18 protein-coding genes are annotated in these 16,677 nt (G+C 65.2%); 3 read left to right on the top strand and 15 right to left on the bottom strand.

Annotated features, from left to right (window positions below):
• The first annotated feature begins 184 nt into the window (after nucleotides 1–184).
• A complete protein-coding gene (locus L1277_RS10190) occupies nucleotides 185–550 on the top strand; it encodes a DUF1844 domain-containing protein (RefSeq protein WP_253376266.1) in 366 nt (121 codons plus the stop codon).
• Between the two features lie 136 nt (nucleotides 551–686).
• Here the strand turns inward: L1277_RS10190 and L1277_RS10185 are convergent, their stop codons facing one another.
• From L1277_RS10185 to L1277_RS10145, 9 genes are all read right to left on the bottom strand, one after another.
• Nucleotides 687–2,390, bottom strand: a complete 1,704-nt coding sequence (locus L1277_RS10185) for a DUF5671 domain-containing protein (protein ID WP_253376265.1) — start codon at nucleotides 2,388–2,390, stop codon at nucleotides 687–689.
• A complete protein-coding gene (locus L1277_RS10180) occupies nucleotides 2,387–2,857 on the bottom strand; it encodes a hypothetical protein (RefSeq protein WP_253376264.1) in 471 nt (156 codons plus the stop codon). The genes L1277_RS10185 and L1277_RS10180 overlap by 4 nt, the downstream gene beginning before the upstream one ends.
• Nucleotides 2,858–2,905: 48 nt before the next feature.
• Nucleotides 2,906–3,421 (bottom strand): SRPBCC family protein, encoded by a 516-nt coding sequence (locus tag L1277_RS10175; protein ID WP_253376263.1) that lies wholly within the window; start codon nucleotides 3,419–3,421, stop codon nucleotides 2,906–2,908.
• 82 nt (nucleotides 3,422–3,503) lie between these two features.
• On the bottom strand, nucleotides 3,504–4,271 hold the full coding sequence (locus L1277_RS10170; RefSeq protein WP_253376262.1) for an SseB family protein: 768 nt from the start codon (nucleotides 4,269–4,271) through the stop codon (nucleotides 3,504–3,506).
• The gene (gene priA / locus L1277_RS10165; protein ID WP_253376261.1) at nucleotides 4,255–5,001 is read right to left on the bottom strand and encodes a bifunctional 1-(5-phosphoribosyl)-5-((5-phosphoribosylamino)methylideneamino)imidazole-4-carboxamide isomerase/phosphoribosylanthranilate isomerase PriA; all 747 of its coding nucleotides are present in this window, start codon (nucleotides 4,999–5,001) and stop codon (nucleotides 4,255–4,257) included. The genes L1277_RS10170 and priA overlap by 17 nt, the downstream gene beginning before the upstream one ends.
• 56 nt (nucleotides 5,002–5,057) lie before the next feature.
• A complete protein-coding gene (gene hisH, locus L1277_RS10160) occupies nucleotides 5,058–5,708 on the bottom strand; it encodes an imidazole glycerol phosphate synthase subunit HisH (RefSeq protein WP_253376260.1) in 651 nt (216 codons plus the stop codon).
• A complete protein-coding gene (gene hisB / locus L1277_RS10155) occupies nucleotides 5,705–6,313 on the bottom strand; it encodes an imidazoleglycerol-phosphate dehydratase HisB (RefSeq protein ID WP_253376259.1) in 609 nt (202 codons plus the stop codon). The genes hisH and hisB overlap by 4 nt, the downstream gene beginning before the upstream one ends.
• Entirely contained in the window at nucleotides 6,310–7,392 is a 1,083-nt protein-coding gene (locus L1277_RS10150) for a histidinol-phosphate transaminase (protein WP_253376258.1), read from the bottom strand. The genes hisB and L1277_RS10150 overlap by 4 nt, the downstream gene beginning before the upstream one ends.
• Nucleotides 7,393–7,433: 41 nt before the next feature.
• The gene (locus L1277_RS10145; protein ID WP_253376257.1) at nucleotides 7,434–7,877 is read right to left on the bottom strand and encodes a LysM peptidoglycan-binding domain-containing protein; all 444 of its coding nucleotides are present in this window, start codon (nucleotides 7,875–7,877) and stop codon (nucleotides 7,434–7,436) included.
• Nucleotides 7,878–8,154: 277 nt separating this feature from the next.
• Between L1277_RS10145 and lexA the strand changes: the two genes are divergently transcribed.
• Complete coding sequence (gene lexA / locus L1277_RS10140) at nucleotides 8,155–8,889, top strand: transcriptional repressor LexA (protein ID WP_374110207.1); 735 nt, start codon at nucleotides 8,155–8,157, stop codon at nucleotides 8,887–8,889.
• A gap of 84 nt (nucleotides 8,890–8,973) precedes the next feature.
• Here lexA and hflX read toward each other — a convergent pair whose 3' ends face one another.
• On the bottom strand, nucleotides 8,974–10,530 hold the full coding sequence (gene hflX, locus L1277_RS10135) for a GTPase HflX (RefSeq protein WP_253376256.1): 1,557 nt from the start codon (nucleotides 10,528–10,530) through the stop codon (nucleotides 8,974–8,976).
• A 36-nt stretch (nucleotides 10,531–10,566) separates the two neighbouring features.
• On the opposite strand from hflX, the gene L1277_RS10130 reads away from it, so the two are divergent.
• Nucleotides 10,567–11,178 (top strand): class I SAM-dependent methyltransferase, encoded by a 612-nt coding sequence (locus L1277_RS10130; protein WP_253376255.1) that lies wholly within the window; start codon nucleotides 10,567–10,569, stop codon nucleotides 11,176–11,178.
• On the opposite strand, the gene dapF is transcribed toward L1277_RS10130, so the two are convergent.
• The 5 genes from dapF to recA all read right to left on the bottom strand — a co-directional run bounded on the left by dapF (nucleotide 11,175) and on the right by recA (nucleotide 16,451).
• A complete protein-coding gene (dapF, locus tag L1277_RS10125; RefSeq protein WP_253376254.1) occupies nucleotides 11,175–12,056 on the bottom strand; it encodes a diaminopimelate epimerase in 882 nt (293 codons plus the stop codon). The two genes, L1277_RS10130 and dapF, sit on opposite strands and share 4 nt — an antisense overlap.
• A gap of 23 nt (nucleotides 12,057–12,079) precedes the next feature.
• A complete protein-coding gene (gene miaA / locus L1277_RS10120; RefSeq protein ID WP_253376307.1) occupies nucleotides 12,080–13,009 on the bottom strand; it encodes a tRNA (adenosine(37)-N6)-dimethylallyltransferase MiaA in 930 nt (309 codons plus the stop codon).
• Between the two features lie 20 nt (nucleotides 13,010–13,029).
• A complete protein-coding gene (gene miaB / locus L1277_RS10115; RefSeq protein ID WP_253376253.1) occupies nucleotides 13,030–14,637 on the bottom strand; it encodes a tRNA (N6-isopentenyl adenosine(37)-C2)-methylthiotransferase MiaB in 1,608 nt (535 codons plus the stop codon).
• A gap of 81 nt (nucleotides 14,638–14,718) precedes the next feature.
• The gene (locus L1277_RS15795; RefSeq protein WP_253376252.1) at nucleotides 14,719–15,357 is read right to left on the bottom strand and encodes a regulatory protein RecX; all 639 of its coding nucleotides are present in this window, start codon (nucleotides 15,355–15,357) and stop codon (nucleotides 14,719–14,721) included.
• Between the two features lie 17 nt (nucleotides 15,358–15,374).
• Nucleotides 15,375–16,451, bottom strand: coding sequence for a recombinase RecA (gene recA, locus L1277_RS10105; RefSeq protein WP_253376251.1), 1,077 nt, complete (start codon nucleotides 16,449–16,451; stop codon nucleotides 15,375–15,377).
• Nucleotides 16,452–16,677 lie beyond the last annotated feature (226 nt).

The raw sequence follows: 16,677 nt of genomic DNA, 5'->3' as shown, positions 1-16,677 counted from the left end.
ACCATGACGGTATAAACCCATCACAGTGGCTCGCACCCTAGCTACCTCGGCATGGAATCCATGCGTTCGGCGGAGTACAACAACCCGGTAACCTTAGTGAAGCGGTCAAGCGCGGGTGGGAATTTTCCTCTTTCGTACCGGGACAAAGCCCCGGAGCCGTCTTAGAGTCTAGCAGAGGTTGGCATTGAGCACTAACGAATCCCCGTACGACAACGTTGAGGACGCCGCGGCGGACGCAACCCGCGACATCGCAGACGTCGGCGCCGTCGAAGTTATCACCACGACGGCCGTCCACCTCATGAGCGCTGCCGCTGTGAAGTGTGGCCTGGCCGACGACCCGGACACCCAGCTCGACCTTGATGAAGCGCGCAAACTTATCAACGCCCTGGCCGGCCTCATCACCGCCGGCGCTCCCGAGGTGAGTGACATGCACGCACGGAGCCTGCGCGACGGTCTTCGGTCGTTGCAGCTCGCTTTCCGCGAGGCCTCCCCCATGCCTGACCCGATCGGCAAGGGGCCGGGCGAGAAGTGGACCGGGCCGGTTAACTAGCCGAGCCCCGCGGGCCCGCCGTCTTTCGTCGGGCCCTAGGAACCCACCCCCGGGACCGCGTGACTGCTCATCGGGCCGGAACGCCGACTCTCAGCGCCACAACCGACACAAGGGCCCGACGAACCTGCGTGCCCGGTCAGTCCAGGAGCGGAAGCACCTCGAGTCGGTCGGTCGCGACAACCAGAACCCGTTGAGCGGTCACACCGTCCAGTGCGGCGAGCACGGACTCGACGCTCACCATTACCCCGCTCCCGGTGCCGGGCTCAGTCCCGCCCTCGGCCGGCGCCTGAATCTCGGACTGGGTCCGCCAGACCGTAACCGGCGCCCCGGTTGCCGCGCTGATCGCGCCCACGAGAAACACTGGTTCCGCCGAGGTCACCAGGATCACTTCGCCGATCTCGCGCGGACGCTCCGGCGGAGTTGAGGCATCCGCCTCGCTCCCCTCGGCGCTGGCCCTGTCCTGCCGCCACACGCTGAAGTGGTAGCCGGCCACGAGCGCGGTCGCGGTGAGCAGCCCGAGCGGCGCACGCACGCGGTCGAGCAGTCCCCCGCTCTCGCCGAGCGCGAACTCGAATACCCGGTACCCGATCACGAGAAGCGTGATCAGTGCGACAACAGCGCTGATGCCAAAGATGGCGATCAGGTAGATGCGGCGTCCGGGGAGCTGCCACGTGGCATCCGTTCGAAGATGTGGACGCCAGGCGAACCACCAGACGGGCGCTCCGACGAGAAGTGCGCTTAAGCCGCCGAGGAGGAGGGTGCGGGTGTTGTCGCCGGCGAGCGGCAGCGCGAGGATCCCGAGCGCGGAGTTGACGATGACACCGATGCCCGATGCCGCTCCGGCCAGGGCGACGCCACTCGTCGCCAGCGCACGGGCGTTTCGGGTGGCCGGGGAGCGCGTCTGTGTGACAGCTCGTGCATACAGCCAGACCGCGGCACCGACCGCAGCGGCGGCCAGCGCCGGGGCCAGCGGGTCGAGGAGCACCGGGAGCCGATCGGTGCGATCGACGGCCAGCCGCAACGCGACGAAGAGCATCGTGCCGATGCCGCCGAGCGTCGCGATGCTCGCGGCGAGGATGCCGAGGACCACGAGCGCGACCGACCCGAGAGCCGATGCGGTCGTGCGGGCGCGCGCTCCGTACCAGTGCAACGCCCAGATCGCCGATCCGCCGAGTGCCCACACCAGCGAGTGCAGGGCGCCGGTGCCCCAGGCTCCCTCAATGAGGGTGCCGTCGCCGAGCCGAGACAGCGCCGCCGAGAACACGATGGAGAGGGTTCCGGCTGCAGCGGATGCTCCGAGGACCAGGCCGTAACTCGCGCCGAGCACGGCGGGCACCGTTGCGAGGCGCACCGGACCTTTCGACGGATGCCGACGCATCCGCTCGTGCCAGGCCCAGACGGCCGCCCAGACCAACGCGGTCGCGGCGCCCGAGCCGTCCCAGTCCCCATCGATAAGGCCCGCCAGCACCCCGAACAGGGCAACGCTGAACACGATGAGCGACACGGTCAGCACCGTGGAGAGATAGATACCCCAGGCGAGCGACGCACGCTCGGCGGGATCGGCCAGCCGGCGCCAGACCGACCACCAGAGCAGGGCGGCCAGCGGCCCCGCGATGAGCGTGAATGCGAGCGACTGGGCGAGCCCGGATGTGTTATTCCCGGCGAGCACCGTGTCGATGTCGAGCGCCCGCCCGAGTAAACCGGCCAGGCCGATCGCCGCGATATCGACGAGCACGGCCAACAGCGTGTAGACGACAAGGCGTCGCACGACCTGCCCGGCCGGCGACGGCCTTCCGGTGGCAACAACACTCGACACCGGCGACGGCGAGACGCCGGTCACTCGGAGAACCGTTCGTTGCGGCAGAACGCCAGCTCCCATGGAGCGGTTTCGATGCGCCAGTCGTCACCGACCTTTTCAAGCACAAAGCTTTCCTCATACTCATAGCCGGACCCACCGAACGGACCACCACTCGAGTCACGGCTCAGCGACACCGTCACTTCGGCGGCGTTCCCTCCCGGCCGCTCGGTCGTCGACACGAGCGAGATCCGCAGGGTCTCGGTCTCGGTGGTGGCAATCGACCCGCAGTCGACCCTCGCCTGCTCGGTGAGATATTCGAGCGCCGCGTCTTCGTCGCCATCGAGCACCGCCACGGAATACCGCTGCACAACACCCTCCGGCGTCGACGCGTCACGAAGCTCCGGCTCGCCCCTGCTGAACACCACGACGAGCGACACCACCACGAGCACACCCACAACGAGCGCGAGCACCGCCAGACCGCGTCGGGGCGAAACAGGGTGAGTCGTCATGACGTCAGTATGGCGCACCTGTGACAGATGAGGTGCGGATGCTTCGGCTCAGCCGGTCAGGACGCGATTCGCCTGTTTCGTGTAATACGCCACCTGGGACGGGTAGTAGTCATCGAACTCTGGCCGATCAGTTCCGTCCCGCGCGGCGCCGAGCATGTCGAGGTAGTACTCCCAGCCCGGCCCAATCGACTCCGCGCTTGCCGGGTCATCGAGCCGGTGAACAAAGGTGAGCAGGGTTCCGCCGTCCCGCTCCTCGAGCGTCGCTTCGAGGTCCCAGCCGCCGACCTCCTCTGACACCGTCACCGAGACCGCGATCCGGCGCGGCGGTTCGCACTCATCAATGCGCACCGAACTCCATGAATCACCCTCTTCGAACGCCATCTGCAGCTCGACGGTGTGCCCGACCCCCGGTGTGCCCCGCCACGGACCCAGCCAGGCTGGCGTCTGTTCCGGGTCGGTGAGACTGGCCCACACGTTCGCGACCGGCGCGTCGAAGTGCCGGGTCAGGGTGAGTTCGAAGGTCTGGTCGCGCCCTCGAACAATGCTTCCGGTGGGTTCTGGCATGGGGTCCTCCCGTTGAACTCATGCCACCACCGACCGAGGCGAAGGTCAAGCGTTTCTGCAGGATCGGACGAGGACGATCCGCTCAGGCCGACGCTTCGAGCCGGACGGCCAGCGAGTCAACCATGGTGGCGATGACGTCGCTCGCCGCCCAGCGCTGCGCCAGTCGTGAGAGCACCGTATCGAGCTCACTGCGCGTAAGCCCGTCAACGAGCTCAAGGTGGGCGACCAGTTCCGGACCGGCCAGTCGCGCGCGCGGGTCGCCGGCGGCGAGCCGCACGTCGAGCACAGCCAGTTCTGACCGGGCACTGGCCAGGAACGCGTCAAGCACGTCAGGGTTCAGGTACGCCGGGGTCCACTCCTGGGACTGGGCAACAGCCCACAGCGCCGGGCGCCGCAGGGCAAATTCGGTCTCACTCGTCGGGTCGAGGACGACCAGGTCGGTCTGTTCACTCGCTGCGGCGAGGGCAACACGGATGCCATCGGCCGGCACCGGTCGAGCGACTGTTTTCCAGCGTTGCATGGCGGTCACCGACGAGAAAACGGGGAGCACATTGCGCCCATCGGGTCCTGCGACGGTCACGATCGACAGTTCCTGTGTCTTATCGATGGTCTGGCCGTGTTCGTTGACGCCGACGTCACCGGCGTGGGCGACCAGGGGAATGAGGAGTCGCGACGTTCGGAAGGCGTCGACGACCGCCTTCTCCCCCGCTGTTCCGGCGGAGAACCGGCTCAGCGCATCGAGGAGCTCGGGCGGTGCGGAGCCATCATCGCCCGAAAAGGCGTTGTTGTCGAAGTGGCGGCCTTTCCAGGGCTGCCCTGCCGAGTCGGCCGAATTAGTCGGATGCGACATCCAGCGCCTCAGCCAGGGTGAAGGCGCCGGCGTACAGCGCCTTGCCGACGATGGTGCCCTCAAGGCCCAGCGGCACCAGTTCGCGCAATGCGGCGAGGTCGTCGAGGCTTGAGATTCCACCCGACGCGATGACCGGGCGCTCGGTGCGCTCCATCACCTGGCGGAGCAGATCGATGTTGGGTCCCTGCAGCGTGCCATCTTTGGTGACGTCGGTCACAACGTACCGGGCGCAACCGGCCTGCTCGAGTCGGTCGATGACGGTCCACAGGTCGCCGCCGTCGCGGGTCCAACCGCGCGCCGCCAGTGTCGTTCCGCGCACGTCGAGCCCGACCGCAACGGCTTCACCGTACTGGCCAATGACGTTGGCCGCCCACTCGGGGTTCTCCAGTGCAGCGGTGCCGAGGTTGATGCGCTTGGCACCCGTGGCGAGGGCCGCTTCGAGCGACGCGTCGTCGCGGATACCGCCGGACAGTTCCACGTTGACTCCGCGCACCTGCTTGATCACCTTGCGGATGACTCCGGCATTGTTGCCTCGCCCAAAGGCGGCGTCGAGGTCGACGAGGTGGATCCACTCGGCGCCCTGGCTGGCCCAGTCCGCCGCAGCGTCGACCGGGTCGCCGTAGTTGGTCTCTGTGCCCGCTTCGCCCTTGGTCAGGCGAACAGCTTTGCCGTCTGCGACGTCAACCGCGGGAAGCAGCACGAGCTTCGGCGTCGTGTTGAACTCACTCATGAAATTGTCCTTGATTGTTGGTTCGGCACGCGTGTGCCAGGGAGGAGGCGCGAACGTCAGTCCGTCTTGAGGGAGCTGACCCAGTTGTTCAGCAGTCGGATGCCGGCTTCGCCGGACTTCTCGGGGTGGAACTGGGTAGCGCTCAGTGGGCCGTTCTCGACAGCGGCAAGAAACCGGGTGCCGTGTTCAGCCCAGGTCAGGGCCGGCTCGTGGAACGGCGGTGTCACGTCGAGGGTCCATTCCTGCGCGGCGTAGGAGTGAACGAAGTAGAAACGTTCATCGCGGATGCCACGGAACAGTACGGAGTCCTCGGGGGCATCGACGGTGTTCCAGCCAATGTGCGGCAGAACGGGAGCGTCGAGTTCAGTCACGACGCCGGGCCACTCACCGAGCCCCTCGGTGTCAACCCCGCGCTCCACACCGCGTTCGAAAAGCACCTGCATGCCGACGCAGATCCCCAGCACCTTGCGTCCCCCCGCCAGGCGTCGGTCGATCACCTCGGCGCCACGTGACGCCGCAAGCTGGTCCATGACGGCGCTGAATGCCCCAACGCCTGGGACGAGCAGTCCATCGGCGTCGAGCGCCTTCTGTCGGTTGCCGGTGAGTTCAACGTTGGCGCCGGCCGCTTCGAGTGCCTTGACGGCAGAGTGGACGTTGCCGCTCCCGTAGTCAAGCACAACAACGTTCGGTTGTGAGGAGGCGCTCACAGTGCACCCTTCGTCGACGGGATGCCGCTGACGAGGGGGTCGAGTGACTTCGCCTGTCGGAATGCGCGAGCGAATGCCTTGAATTCCGCCTCGGCAATGTGGTGGGGGTCTCGCCCGCCAACGACCGTGACGTGCACGGTGAGCGCGGCGTTGAAGGCGATCGCTTCGAACACGTGGCGCACCATCGAGCCGGTGAAGTGCCCGCCGATGAGGTGGAATTCGAAGCCGGCCGGTTCACCGGTGTGCACGAGGTAGGGACGTCCGGAGATGTCAACGACCGCCTGAACCAGGGCCTCGTCCAGCGGCACCAGGGCGTCACCGAACCGGGAGATGCCTTCCTTGGTGCCGAGTGCCTGCTTAATGGCCTGGCCGAGGGCGATTCCGATGTCCTCGACCGTGTGGTGCACGTCGATCTCAATGTCGCCCTGTGCCCGCACGGTCAGGTCGACGAGGGCATGCTTGGCGAACGCCGTAAGCAGGTGGTCGTAGAAGGGAACGGTCGACTGGATGTCGCTCACCCCGGTTCCGTCGAGGTTGAGCGTGAGATCGATTCGGGATTCGCTCGTTTCCCGCTGGATCCGGGCGATGCGCTGCGGCTGGCTCATGCTGTCGAGCTTACTGCGGCGAGAGCGTCGAGAAATGCTGTGGTTTCGGCCTCGGTACCGGCCGAAACGCGCATCTGTCCCGGCAGCCCGATGTCGCGAATCAGCACGCCACGCTCGAGGAGCGCCTCAAACAGTGCGTGTGGGTCGTCGACTCCGCCAAAGAGCACGAAGTTGCTGTGGCTCCGGTACGGGGTGTAGCCGAGTCGCGTCAGCCCCTCGCTAATCCGGTCGCGCTGCGCCTTAATGTCGTCGACCATGGCAAGCATCTCACCGCTGTGGGCGAGAGCCGCGACGGCAGCGGCCTGGGTCAGTGCGGACAGGTGGTAGGGCAGGCGCACCAGTCGGAGGGCATCGGTGACGGCCGGCGCCGCGGCCAGGTAGCCCACCCGGACGCCCGCGAACGCGAACGCCTTGCTCATCGTGCGGGAGACCAGGAGCCGGTCGCGACCGTTGAGAAGCGTGAGTGCGCTGTCCGTGCCCTCGGGCGCGAATTCGAAATACGCCTCGTCGACAACCACGATGCCGTCGGTGGCGTCGTACACCGCTTCAATCGTGTCGAGCGAGAGCGGTGTGCCGGTGGGGTTGTTCGGAGAACAGAGGAAGACGATGTCGGGACTCTCCCGCCGCACAGCCGCCGCCGCGGTCTCGGGTGACAGTTCGTAGTCGGCGTCGCGCTCAGCACCGATCCAGCGAGTACCGGTCCCCGACGCGAGCAGGGAGTACATGGAGTAGGTCGGAGTAAAACCGAGCAGCGAGCGGCCAGGCCCACCAAACGCCTGGAGCACCTGCTGCAGGACTTCGTTGGACCCGTTGGCGGCCCAGAGGTTGTCGGCGGTCAGTCCGTGCCCGAGGTAGCCGGCGAGGCTCACGCGCAGGTCGGTGAACTCGCGGTCAGGGTACCGGTTGAGGGTCAGGACGGCGTGGGCCAGCGATGTAACGATGTCGCGCGCAACGTCCTCGGGAATCGGATGCGTGTTCTCGTTGACGTTGAGGGCGACGGGCACAACCTTCTGGGGTGCACCGTACGGAGATTTACCGCGAAGATCGTCGCGGATGGGCAAGGCATCGAGAGAACTCACTCGCCCAAGTTTACCCGCGACCAAGGGACGCGCTTGCCTCGTTACGGGGCGGTGTAACGCTCGGGAAGAGCAATTTCCTGGCCGGGTACGACGGTGGAAGACTCGAGCTGGTTGAGAGACATCACCTCGGCAATGACATCGCGCGGGTCAGCCTGGGGAGCGACGTCCGCGGCGATGGTCCAGAGTGAATCGCCGGACTCAACGGTCACGTATTCAAAGCTGGTCGAGCTTGAGTCTGAGCTGGCAATAGCCGAGCCTCCGCCAATGCCGAACCAGACGGCCACGGCGATGAACGGCGCTGCGGCCAGCGTTGTGAAAACGATGCGACCGCGGCGGGTCAGCCGGATGCGTCCGCTGGGTCGAACCGCGGTCGGTGCGGCCTGCGCCGGCACGTCGGACTGTTGAACCGTCGGACGAAGTGGTGCCGGGCGGTGCGCCTCGGTACGAACCGTCGTGCGGATGGGGGTGATGACTGCGGTGCTCATGGTGCGTCTCCTGCTTCTGCTGCGAACTGCTCCGTGGCGATTCGAAGTTTCGTATCCGACCCTCGGCCGGGAGGGCCGGATACGAAGCTGTGTTCCGAATCTATATTCGATTGTTCGAACTTTCAAGCTCTTGTTCGGACTTTTTCGTGAAGTTTGTGCAACACACTCGAACAAACCTTTGCCGACGAGCGTGTTGCAGATAGAGTTTCGATTACTGGTTGAGACTCAACCACTGACCACTGACATTGGCCGGGCCAGCCCGCCAGACGGGAGTGACATGACGCAGGACGCGGCGAAGATCACGGCTGAAGCCACGCCGGCTTCGGGGCGCAAAGGCAAGCGGGTACTGGCAGAGAAGCCATCCACCCGTCGCCGCAAGAGCCTCAGTGAGAAGCAGTTGGCCATCCTCGACGTCATCCAGCGTTCGGTGCAGAGCCGGGGTTACCCGCCGAGCATGCGTGAGATTGGCGACGCCGTCGGACTCGCCTCACTGTCGAGCGTTACCCACCAGCTCAACCAGCTCGAGTTGAGTGGCTACCTGCGTCGCGACCCCAACCGGCCCCGTGCACTCGAAATCCTGATCGACCTGCCGAGCCCATCAAACGTCGTTGACTTCGAAAATTCGACGCCGGTGGGCGATGCCGCCATGGTTCCGCTCGTCGGCCGCATTGCCGCTGGAGTGCCGATCACGGCCGACCAGCAGGTCGAAGAAGTGTTCCCGCTCCCCCGTCAGCTCGTCGGCAAGGGCGACCTGTTCATGCTCAAGGTATCGGGCGAGTCGATGATCGACGCCGCGATCTGCGACGGGGACTGGGTTGTCGTTCGCCAGCAGCCCACCGCCGAAAACGGTGACATCGTTGCAGCCATGCTCGACGGCGAAGCCACCGTCAAAGTGTTCCGCCAGCGCGACGGCCACACCTGGCTGCTCCCCCGCAACACCAACTTTGAACCGATCCTCGGCGACGAAGCCGACGTTCTCGGCAAGATCGTGGCGGTTCTTCGAGCCGTTTAAGTGATGAACGAACGGATGCTCTCGGTACCAGACCGAGAGCATCCGTTCGTTAATGAGGCAGTTCGATGTCGCCTGCCGCCGGGCTTAGTCGGCTGCGGCGAACTCCGATACCTGGGCGGCGAGCTCCTCTGAGGCGAGGGCTCGAACCCGAGTGCCGTCTTCCTCGTAGTCGAGGTGTTCGACCTTGCCGCGCCGGTGAAGCATCGAGATGACGTCTCCGCGGTCGTACGGCACCAGGAGGTTCAGCGGAACCGTGGGGCTCGGCAGCAGTTCGGCGATGCGGGCCAGGATCTCGTCGATCCCTTCTCCGGTGCGAGCCGATGCGAAGATGGCCCGCGGTTCGAGGCCGCGGAGCAGGAGCCGGTCGTCGTCGCTGACCAGGTCGCTCTTATTGAACACGATGATCTCGGGGATGTCTCGCGCGCCGACATCACCGATGACGTCGCGCACCGTGCGGATCTGCGACGACGGGTCGGGGTGTGACGCGTCGACGACGTGCACGATGACGTCGGACTCGGCGACTTCCTCAAGGGTCGACCGGAACGCCTCGACCAGCTGGTGCGGCAGGTTGCGTACGAACCCGACAGTGTCGGAGAGGGTGTAGAGCCGACCGTCCTCGGTCTGGGTGCGACGGACCGTCGCATCGAGGGTCGCGAAGAGGGCGTTCTCGACGAGTACTCCGGCCTTCGTGATGCGGTTAAGCAGGCTCGACTTCCCGGCGTTGGTGTAGCCGGCGATTGCGACAGACGGTACCTCAAACCGGTTACGGTTGGCCCGCTTGGCCTCCCGCGCCGGCCCGAATCCCTTGATCTGCTTGCGCAGTTTCGCCATCCGGGTGTGGATCCGTCGACGGTCAAGCTCGATCTTCGTTTCACCGGGACCACGGGATCCCATTCCGGCGCCGGCGCCACCCACCTGGCCACCGGCCTGTCGGGACATCGACTCACCCCATCCACGCAGTCGCGGGAGGAGGTATTCGAGTTGGGCCAGCTCGACCTGGGCTTTACCCTCACGGCTCTTGGCGTGCTGGCTGAAAATGTCGAGGATGACGGCCGTGCGGTCGATGACCTTGACCTTCACCACGTCTTCAAGAGCTCGTCGCTGGCTGGGGGCGAGTTCGGTGTCGGCGATGACCGTGTCTGCCCCGAGGTTAGCTACGATGCCGCGCAGTTCTTCGGCCTTGCCCTTGCCGAGGTAGGTGCTCGGATCGGGGTGGGGCCGGCGCTGCAGCAGCCCGTCGAGCACGACAGCACCGGCGGTCTCGGCCAGCGCGGCGAGTTCACGGATCGAGTTCTCGGCGTCTTCCTGGGCACCCTGCGGATACACACCGATGAGCACGACGTTCTCGATGCGCAGCTGCCGGTACTCGACCTCGGTGACGTCCTCGAGCTCGGTCGACAGGTTCGCGACGCGGCGGAGCGCCTGGCGGTCTTCGCGATCGAACTGCTCGCCGTCGTAACCCTCGCGCTCGGACTCACCGGTCGTCGATGCGTCCTGCAGCGCATCGGCCTGGCCGGAGCCGGAGCCAAAGAGGGAGTAACCCGTCGCGCGTGATTCGGCGTTGCGCAGCACCCGGGATACTGCGTCGTCGTCGACGGGAGTAGTGGTGTTCTCTGGTGTGGGTTCGCTGGGCTGGGTCATCAGTTAAGCCTAGTTGCTTTGCGGTAACGTTCCCCTATGGCCAGCGATCATTATTTTACGGGCGTGCCCGGAACCGAACTCAAGCTCCGCACCGTCACGGTTCGCCTCTCCGGCCAGGACTACGAGCTCACCACAGCGAACGGAATCTTCAGCCCCGACCGCGTCGACCCGGGCACGGCTGTGCTCCTCGCGAACACCCCAACCCCGCCCGCCGACGGCAACTTCCTGGACCTGGGCTGCGGCTGGGGCCCGATCTCGCTCACTCTCGCGCTCGAGGCTCCCAACGCGCACATCTGGGCCGTCGACGTGAACGAGCGTGCCCTCGACCTTCTGCGCACCAACGCCGAGAAACTGGGCCTCACCAACATCAGCGCTGTGCTGCCTGACGACGTGCCTGACGACATCCGTTTTCGAACGATCTGGTCAAACCCGCCGATTCGGGTCGGCAAGGCCGAGCTGCACTCCATGCTCGAGCGCTGGCTGCCGCGCCTGGAGCCGGGTTCAGACGCCTGGCTTGTCGTTCAGCGCAACTTGGGCTCAGACAGTCTTCACCGCTGGCTGACCGAGACGTTTGACGACCTGGACGTCACGAAAGAGACGATCAGCAAGGGATACCGCGTGCTGCGGGCCCTCCGCCCAACGGCCTAACCGAGATCGAGCGTTCCGGTGTAGACGAGCTCTGCCGGCCCGGACAGGCCAACGTGCTCGCCGTCCTGCGTGGCGAACATGCGCACGCCCAGCGTGCCGCCGGGCACATCGACGCGCCAGCTGTGCGGTGCGGCAGCCCCGGCCCAGTGCCGTGTCGCCAGCGCAGCAGCGGCAACGCCGGTTCCGCACGACAGGGTCTCGCCACTGCCACGCTCGTGCACACGCATGGAGATGCGGCCAACGCCATCCGTGATCAACGGGTCATGCGGCACAACGAACTCGACGTTCGCCCCTTCGATCGGCTCAGGTTCGATCAGCGGAATGTAGTGCAGGTCAGCCGATTCGAGCTCGTCTTCATCGGCGAGGGCGACGACGACATGCGGGTTCCCGACGTTGATGCCAAGCCCCGGTCGCGCGACCTTGAGTTCTTTCGCGCGCACGAGCGGCTCGCCACCGTCGAGCGTCCACCGGCCGAGGTCAACCTGGAACCCGTTTGTGGCCCGCTGCACATCGCGCACACCGGCGCGCGTGCCGATCGCGAGCGTCTCACCGCGCTCGAGGGTCACGAGACCCTGCTCGAGCAGGTATCGAACATACACACGGATGCCGTTTCCACACATCTCGGCAATCGATCCGTCGGCGTTGTGGTAATCCATGAACCACTCGGCCGCCTCGTCCTCAGCGAGGGCGTCGGCACCCTCGGCGATGTTCGCCGAACGCACCGCGCGGATCACCCCGTCAGCCCCAACACCGAAGTGTCGATCGCAAATCGCGGCGATCTGCGGAGCGGTCAGCGGGTGGTCGCCCTCAGGGTCTGTGTACAGCACAAAGTCGTTGCCCGTGCCGTGACCCTTGGTGAACTGCAGAGTGAATCCCATGGCCCCAGTCTAGGGTTTGGCGCTTAGTCGATCGGTCCACTCGATGTTTCGACAACGGATGCCACGGCGCGATCCACCACGTCCGGAACGTCGTAATCCAACCAGACAATATCGGCGTAGCGCTTGAACCAACTCACCTGCCGCCTGGCGTATCGTCGCGTCAGCGCCTGGGTTTCCTCGATGGCCTCGGACTCGGTTGCGGATCCGTGCAGTTGCTTCACCGCCTGTGCGTAGCCGATGGCCCGCGAAGCCGTGACGCCTCGCTCGAGCCCGGCCGCGAGGAGCGTTTCCACCTCGTCGAGAAGCCCGGCCTCCCACATGCCGTGGACACGCCGGTCGAGCCGCGCTGTGAGTTCCGGACGCGGCGCTGTCAGCCCGACAATGCTCGTCTCTCGCCAGTACACCGGTTCCTCCGGAAGCATGCCGGCTACCGGCGACCCGGTGATCTCCGCAACCTCGAGTGCCCGTACGATCCGGCGTCCGTTGTGCGGTCCAATCCGCGCCGCGACGTCGGCATCGAGCTCAGCGAGCCGTCGATAGAGCATCCCCGGCCCCACCGCAGCCAGCTCGGCTTCGAGCCGCGCTCGAATGGCGGCATCGGAGCCCGGGAACTGAAAATCGTAGAGCACGCTCGACACGTACAGGCCGGAGCCACCGACGAGAATCGGGAATTTGCCGCGCTCCAGAATGTCCGTGACCGCGGCTCGGGCCAGCGGCTGGTATCGCGCGACTGTGGCTTCTTCGTCGACGTCGAGGATGTCGAACAGGTGATGCGGAATCCCTCGGCGATCGGCAATCGGGAGCTTCGCGGTGCCGATGTCCATGCCGCGGTAGAGCTGCATGGCGTCGGCGTTGACGATCTCCGCCCCGGAGCCTCTCCGCTCAAGGGCGTCGGCGATATTGAGCGAGAGCTCTGACTTCCCCGTCCCCGTCGGCCCGATCACAGCGATCAGGTGTGGGGCATCTCCGTGGTTCAGCGTTCGCCGTCCAACGCATCGTAGATCGGGGTCATCCCGCCCTGCACTGCGGCCGGTGGACCAACGCGAAGGCTCGGCAAGCCGAGCGACACCCGACCGGGCGTGCTCGATGATCCACCCGGTGTCGGAACGCCGCAGGACTCGGCCTGCGCGCGGTCCCAGGCGTCGCCAGCCGACGTACGGCGAACGGAGAGCACGCTGCCTTCCGGCGCATCAGCGATGAGGTAGAACGGCGCGGCCTGGGTGACGGTAGCCGTCACGATGTCGCCGGGGCGAGGAATGGCGGATCCTTCGGGCACATCAAAGTGGACGAGGCGTGAATCCTCGGCGCGACCGGACAACCGGTGACGTGCCGTGTCTTTGCGCCCCTCGCCAACAGCGACGAGAATTTCGACCGCGCGACCGACGACCTTCTGGTTCTCCTCGAGCGAGATCCGGTCCTGCAGGGCGGTCAAGCGTTCGAAGCGCTCCTGCACCACTGCTTTCGGAACCTGGTCCGGCATGGTGGCCGCTGGGGTCCCCTCGCGAATCGAGTACTGGAAGGTGAACGCGGTGGCGAAACGGGCTGCCTCAACTACGCGCATGGTTTCGAGGAAGTCTTCCTCGGTCTCACCAGGGAACCCCACGATGATGTCGGTCGAGATGGCGGCGTGCGGCATCCGGGCGCGCACACGGTCGAGGATCCCGAGGAACTTCTCGCTGCGGTAGGAGCGGCGCATCGCTTTGAGGATGCGGTCCGACCCTGATTGCAGGGGCATATGCAACTGAGGCATCACGTTTTCAGTCTCGGCCATGGCGTCGATGACATCGTCCGTGAATGCGGCCGGGTGCGGGCTGGTGAAGCGCACGCGCTCGAGACCGTCGATGGCTCCGGCGGCGCGGAGCAGCTTGCTGAATGCCTGACGATCGCCAAACTCGACGCCGTAGGAGTTCACGTTCTGGCCGAGCAGGGTCACCTCAATTGCGCCGTCGTCAACGAGCGCCTGGATCTCGGCGAGGATCTCTCCGGGCCGGCGGTCTTTCTCTTTTCCACGGAGCGACGGCACAATGCAGAACGTGCAGGTGTTGTTGCAGCCAACGGAAATGGACACCCATCCGCTGTAGCTTGATTCGCGTTTCGTGGGAAGCGTCGATGGGAAGGTTTCGAGCGCTTCGAGGATTTCAATCTGTGCGGCGTCATTGTGCCGGGCCCGCTCCAGCAGGCTGGGCAGCGCTCCCATGTTGTGTGTCCCGAAGACGACGTCCACCCAGGGTGCCTTTTCGAGGATGACGTTCTTGTCCTTTTGGGCGAGGCAGCCGCCGACGGCGATCTGCATACCCTCGTGGCGACGCTTGACGCTTGCCAGGTATCCGAGGTTCCCGTAGAGCTTGTTGTCCGCATTTTCACGCACGGCGCAGGTGTTGATCACCACGACGTCGGCTTCGGCACCAGTTTCGGCGCGGACATAGCCTGCGGCGTCGAGCGACCCGCTCAACCGTTCCGAGTCGTGGACGTTCATCTGGCAGCCGTATGTGCGCACTTCGTAGGTGCGGGCGCGTCCCGACGCATCGACGGCCGCAGTCGACGGCGTGATGACGGTGGGGGTTTCAAGCAGGGTACTCATGATCGTCTTAGTCTACGTTCGCTTGCCAGCTGGCGTGTGCGTTGAGGACAGCACGCCCGCTGCCCTTCCCAACACGTGGATTTAGCGGAAGCGGACGGTCGACGCGGGGCCAGAGGATCGCCCGGTCAGCACCGGCGCGATGGCTTCGCGAACGATATGCCCGGGGTAGCCCCGCCTGGCCAGGAACCCGGTAAGCCGTCGCTCGAGTGTTTGCCGGTCGAGTCCAGACATCTGTGAAGCCCGCTTTCGCGCGAGCTCGGTGGCGACACCCAACTCGTCTTCCTGCTCGATGTCCTCGAGCACTTCGTTGATGATGTCGCGGTCGATCGACCGACCGGACATGGCGCGGGCGACGACCGCTTTGCTCTGTCCTTTGCGTTCAGACAGCGAGTGTTTGAGTTGCTCCGCCAGTGCGCGATCGTCGACGTATCCCAGCGCGCGCAGGTGATCGAGGATGGTGTTCGCCTGGGCAGCGGTCAGCCCCTCCTGTACCGCAAACTCGAGAACCTCGGTCTCGCTGAGCGAGCGTCGTGCGAGTTTACGAACAAGGAGGGACTCAACGGCCTCAGGGTCGATGACGAGGTCGGCGACGGAGTCGTCCGAGTCATCACTCTCCTGATGTGGAGTGACACCGGGGAGATAGGTCACCGGCGCGAGGGTTTCGCCCTCGGGGCGCCCACTGTCGTCGGTCTGCCCTGGGTCGCGAAACGAAACCACCACGTCGATGACCTTCCCGCTTACGCGCCGCGTTTGGCAGCGAGCTGGTCTGCGGTCGATTTCCCAGCGGGAACAGCCGCCGGAGCCTCCTCGACCTTGGCCATGCCCACACCGAGCTTCGCCTTAATTTTCGTCTCAATCTCGTTGGCAATGTCGGGGTTGCTGATCAGGAAGTTGCGCGAGTTTTCCTTGCCCTGCCCGAGTTGCTCACCGTCGTAGGTGTACCAGGAACCCGACTTCTTGACGATCAGGTGTTCGACCCCGAAGTCGATGAGGCTTCCCTCGCGGGAAATTCCAACGCCGTAGAGAATGTCGAATTCCGCCTGCTTGAACGGCGGCGCCATCTTGTTCTTGACCACCTTGACGCGGGTACGGTTTCCGACGGCGTCGGTACCGTCCTTGAGCGTCTCAATGCGACGGATGTCGAGCCGAACTGAGGCATAGAACTTGAGCGCCTTACCACCGGCTGTGGTCTCAGGGCTGCCGAAGAAGACACCGATCTTCTCTCGCAGCTGGTTAATGAAGATCATCGTGGTGTTGGTCTGGCTCAGGCCACCGGTCAGCTTACGGAGCGCCTGCGACATCAGTCGAGCCTGGAGACCAACGTGAGAGTCACCCATCTCACCCTCGATCTCGGCTCGTGGCACGAGTGCCGCGACGGAGTCGATGACGATGAGGTCGATGGAGCCCGAACGAACTAGCATGTCGGCGATCTCGAGTGCCTGCTCACCGGTGTCTGGCTGAGAGACAAGCAAAGCGTCGATGTCGACGCCGAGCTTCTTGGCATATTCGGGGTCGAGGGCGTGCTCTGCGTCGATGAACGCGGCGATACCGCCAGCCTTCTGCGCGTTCGCGATCGCGTGGAGGGTGAGCGTGGTCTTACCGGAAGACTCAGGTCCGTAGATCTCGACGATGCGGCCGCGCGGGAGCCCGCCTATGCCGAGCGCGACGTCGAGCGCGATCGAACCGGTGGGGATGACGGCGACAGGTGCCCGCTCATCACTACCGAGGCGCATGACGGAGCCCTTGCCGAATTGACGGTCGATTTGGGCCAGTGCAGTTTCGAGTGACTTCTCGCGGTCTGCTGGTGTTGGCATGTCTGCCTCTTTCTGTGTGCGATAGCGATGCGCCTATAGGCTGTCGGGCCGGGACTCGGCTTCAACAAGGCTGGGAGCGTGTTTCGTGAACAGTGTCGACTGTATGAGGCACCTCTGACACGGGGCCAGAGGGAGGAAAACAGTGGACGTGCTGCACCCGTTGGACTCTTGTGAGGGAGCCTATCGCAAACCGAACGAGTGTTCGAGGACTTTCTGGCGGCGTGTC

Origin of the sequence: Okibacterium sp. HSC-33S16 (genome assembly GCF_024171565.1) — a bacterium.
In the GTDB taxonomy this organism is placed as follows: Bacteria; Actinomycetota; Actinomycetes; order Actinomycetales; family Microbacteriaceae; genus Mycetocola_A.
Note: the sequence above shows the minus strand (reverse complement) of the source record. Positions and strands in the feature narration are given on the sequence as shown.

Coding starts and splice junctions, on each gene's coding strand:
- hisB (WP_253376259.1), bottom strand. CDS start 6,313: ATGAGCCAGCCGCAGCGCATCGCCCGGATCCAGCGGGAAACGAGCGAA.
- priA (WP_253376261.1), bottom strand. CDS start 5,001: ATGAGTGAGTTCAACACGACGCCGAAGCTCGTGCTGCTTCCCGCGGTT.
- miaB (WP_253376253.1), bottom strand. CDS start 14,637: ATGAGTACCCTGCTTGAAACCCCCACCGTCATCACGCCGTCGACTGCG.
- lexA (WP_374110207.1), top strand. CDS start 8,155: ATGACGCAGGACGCGGCGAAGATCACGGCTGAAGCCACGCCGGCTTCG.
- L1277_RS10145 (WP_253376257.1), bottom strand. CDS start 7,877: ATGAGCACCGCAGTCATCACCCCCATCCGCACGACGGTTCGTACCGAG.
- recA (WP_253376251.1), bottom strand. CDS start 16,451: ATGCCAACACCAGCAGACCGCGAGAAGTCACTCGAAACTGCACTGGCC.
- L1277_RS10175 (WP_253376263.1), bottom strand. CDS start 3,421: ATGCCAGAACCCACCGGAAGCATTGTTCGAGGGCGCGACCAGACCTTC.
- dapF (WP_253376254.1), bottom strand. CDS start 12,056: ATGGGATTCACTCTGCAGTTCACCAAGGGTCACGGCACGGGCAACGAC.
- L1277_RS10180 (WP_253376264.1), bottom strand. CDS start 2,857: ATGACGACTCACCCTGTTTCGCCCCGACGCGGTCTGGCGGTGCTCGCG.
- L1277_RS10170 (WP_253376262.1), bottom strand. CDS start 4,271: ATGTCGCATCCGACTAATTCGGCCGACTCGGCAGGGCAGCCCTGGAAA.
- hflX (WP_253376256.1), bottom strand. CDS start 10,530: ATGACCCAGCCCAGCGAACCCACACCAGAGAACACCACTACTCCCGTC.
- L1277_RS10130 (WP_253376255.1), top strand. CDS start 10,567: ATGGCCAGCGATCATTATTTTACGGGCGTGCCCGGAACCGAACTCAAG.